Origin of the sequence: Brachybacterium sp. HMSC06H03 (assembly GCF_001807385.1) — a bacterium.
GTDB classification, from domain to species: Bacteria; Actinomycetota; Actinomycetes; order Actinomycetales; family Dermabacteraceae; genus Brachybacterium; species Brachybacterium conglomeratum.
Genome location: NZ_KV788834.1, coordinates 1 through 3088, shown reverse-complemented (window position 1 = coordinate 3088; position 3088 = coordinate 1). Strand labels below are relative to the sequence as shown.

Annotated in this window: 3 protein-coding genes; 1 reads left to right on the top strand and 2 read right to left on the bottom strand. The window is 74.9% G+C overall.

All coding sequences use genetic code 11. The features are described from left to right. Positions 1-33 precede the first annotated feature (33 nt). Positions 34-933: a 30S ribosomal protein S2 gene (gene rpsB, locus HMPREF3159_RS10395; protein WP_070500965.1), complete on the bottom strand. Its 900-nt coding sequence runs from the start codon at positions 931-933 to the stop codon at positions 34-36. A gap of 437 nt (positions 934-1370) precedes the next feature. Here rpsB and HMPREF3159_RS10390 point away from each other — a divergent pair, with 437 nt between their 5' ends. Further along, positions 1371-2117 carry a murein hydrolase activator EnvC family protein gene (locus HMPREF3159_RS10390; protein ID WP_070500964.1) on the top strand — a complete coding sequence of 249 codons (747 nt, stop codon included), beginning with the start codon at positions 1371-1373 and terminating at the stop codon, positions 2115-2117. A 138-nt stretch (positions 2118-2255) separates the two neighbouring features. On the opposite strand, the gene HMPREF3159_RS10385 is transcribed toward HMPREF3159_RS10390, so the two are convergent. Then, positions 2256-3088, bottom strand: an 833-nt coding sequence (locus tag HMPREF3159_RS10385) for a tyrosine-type recombinase/integrase (RefSeq protein WP_070500963.1), incomplete at its 5' end; no start/stop codon positions are given.

Here is a 3088-nt window from a genome sequence, read left to right as displayed (position 1 = left end):
CCGGGACCGACGTGTCGGTCCCGGGCCCGCGGATCACTCGGCGGCGGGGGCCTCGGTGGAGGTCTCCTCGGAGGACTCCGCGGCGGGGGCCTCCTCGGCAGGCTTCTCCGCGGCGGCGACGGACTCCTCGGCGGGAGCGTCCTGGGACTGGACCTCGGACTGCTTGAGCAGCTCCTGCTCCCACTCGGCCAGCGGCTCGGCGTCCACGGCGGAGACGTTCTTCTCGCCGCCGGTGGACTTGGCGTGACGCTCCTGGAGGCCGGCGGCGACCGCGTCGGCGACCACGCGGGTCAGCAGCGTGACGGAGCGGATCGCGTCGTCGTTGCCCGGGATCGGGTAGGTGATCTCGTCGGGATCGCAGTTGGTGTCCAGGATCGCGACGACGGGGATGTTGAGCTTCTGCGCCTCGTCGACGGCGAGGTGCTCCTTGTTGGTGTCCACGACCCAGAGGGCGGAGGGGGCCTTGCCCATGTCGCGGATGCCGCCGAGGGTCTTCTCGAGCTTGTCCTTCTCGCGGCGCATCATCAGCAGCTCCTTCTTGGTGCGGCCGGAGGAGGCCACATCGTCGAAGTCGATCTGCTCGAGCTCCTTGAGGCGGTTCACGCGCGCGGAGACGGTCTGCAGGTTGGTGAGCATGCCGCCCAGCCAGCGCTGGTTCACGTAGGGCATGCCCACGCGGGTGGCCTGCTCCTGCACGGACTCCTGCGCCTGCTTCTTGGTGCCGACGAACAGGATGGTGCCGCCGTGGGCGACGGTCTGCTTGACGAAGTCGTAGGCCTTGTCGATGTACGACAGGGTCTGCATGAGGTCGACGATGTAGATGCCGTTGCGCTCGGTGAAGATGAAGCGACGGACCTTCGGGTTCCAACGACGGGTCTGGTGACCGAAGTGGACGCCGCTCTCCAGGAGCTGGCGCATGGTGACGACTGCCATGATGGTGTCCTCTGTTCTCCGGTCCTGGGCTCGCACGGCGCGCCCGAAGGCGTCCGCGGTCATCGCGCAGGACCTGCTTTCTCGGTTGTTCCCCCGCCACCGGTCGGTGCGGGGCCTGGTGCCCGGGTGCCGGCCGCCCTGCACCTGCCTCCGCACGGGGCGGGGACGGGAAGGACCGATGGCCGACGAGCCCTGGTGGGCACGCGAAGTCATCCGGACGGACCGGATGCTGAGTGGAGTCTATCGGACGCCGCCGCCTCCTCGCGCGCGTCCTGCGTCACCCCCGTCCCGGCGAATCCTCGCCGGGCCCCGTGGGTCGCCTCCGTCCCGGCGAGTCCTCGCCGGGTCCTCGTGCGACTCCTCCTCCACAGACCCCGCGGGTCCACCACCGCCGGGCGGGGCTCGCCGAGCCGCGGCGGGGCGCGGACGATGCCGACATGATCCCCTCGTCGGCGCCTCCGCCCTCTTCCCCGCCCGCCTCCCCGGCGGCGCGGGTGCTCGCGCTGCTGGTGCTGCTCCTGCCGCTGGCCGTGATGCCGTCCGCCGCGGCGCGGCCTGACGGTCCGCGCTGGCAGTGGCCGGTGCCGCCGCCGCACGAGGTGATCGCGCCCTTCGACGCGCCGGCGACGCCCTACGGCCCCGGTCATCGCGGGATCGACATCGCGGTCCCGGGCGGTGCGGAGGTCCGGGCGGTCGAGGGCGGGACCGTGCGGTTCAGCGGGTCGGTCGCCGGGCGCGGCGTCGTCTCGGTGGCGCATGCCGACGGGCTGATCTCGACCTACGAGCCGGTCAACGGGGCGGTGAGCGCCGGGGACCCGATCGGGGCCGGTCAGGTGCTCGGCACCCTCGAGGGCACCTCGCCCGCCTCCCACTGCGCTGGTCGGGACTGTCTGCATCTGGGCGCTCGACGGGGCGAGCTGTACGTCGATCCGCTGCTGCTGCTCGGCGGGCGCGGACCGAGCGTCCTGCTGCCCTGGGCGCACGGCGCCTCCGGGGGCGGCGCGGGAGCGGTCGGGCCGGGGGCTTCCCGCGACGTCGGGGCAGGGCCTGCGGGGACGGCGGCGGGGTCGGGATCAGGGGCAGAGGCAGGGCCTGCGGCAGGGACGAGCGTCTCGCCCCGGATCTTCGCCCCGGTCGGGGCGCAGGTCGCACGTCACGGCGCGCGGGCGGTCGCCCTGGCCTGACCTGCCCGGAGCCGCCGGGGCTGCAGGGCCCGGGACCGTCGGGACCGCGGGGGGCCGCTGGGGCTCCAGTGCCCAGGACCGTCGGCGATGGTGGCGAGCCCGGCGCGACGGGCGCGGGCGCGGCGCGTCTGCCCAGGATCAGGCGCGCGGATGCGCCTGCTCGACGGTGCTGCGCAGGCGTTCTGCGCTGACATGGGTGTAGATCTGCGTGGTGGCGAGCGAGGAGTGCCCGAGGAAGTCCTGGACGCTGCGGAGGTCCGCGCCGCCCTCGACGAGGTGGGTGGCCGCGCTGTGCCGCAGGGTGTGCGGGGTGACGTGGCGGGCGATCCCGGCGCGGGCCGCGTAGCGGTCCACGAGGGTGCGCACGGCGCGGTCCCCGAGCCTCCCGCCCCGAACCCCGAGGAAGAGCGCCCGCCCCGGCGCCTTCGCTCGGCGCGCCGCGGAGGTCCCGGCCCGACCGTTCCCCGGGGCCTGTGCCGTGCCTCGACCGGCGGCGGTCGCTCCGGCGAGCACCGGCCTGCCCTCCGTCTCCCAGCGGCGCAGCGCCTCCAGGGCGGGGACGCCGACGGGGACGATCCGCTCCTTGTCGCCCTTGCCGCGCACGCGGACGGTGCCCTGGGCCATGTCGATCCCGCCCAGGTCGAGGGCCACGAGCTCGGAGACGCGCAGGCCGGAGGAGTAGAGCAGCTCGAGCACGGCGGCGTCGCGCAGCTGCACCGCGCGCTGGACGGGATCGACCTGGGACCGCTCCTCGGCGGGCGCTCCGCCTGCGGCGGTGCCCTCCCCAGCCGTGTCGCCCGGCGTCGGGGTGCCGCCTCGTGCCGGGGCGGCGTCCTCGGAGTCCGCGTCGGCGCCCGGTGCCGGGGCGTCGCTCCTCCTCGGAGCGGGCTCGGTGACGATCCCGTCGAGGAGCGCGCCGGCCTGCTCGTCGGTGAGGACGGCGGGCAGGTGCCGGCCGCGGCGGGGCGCGC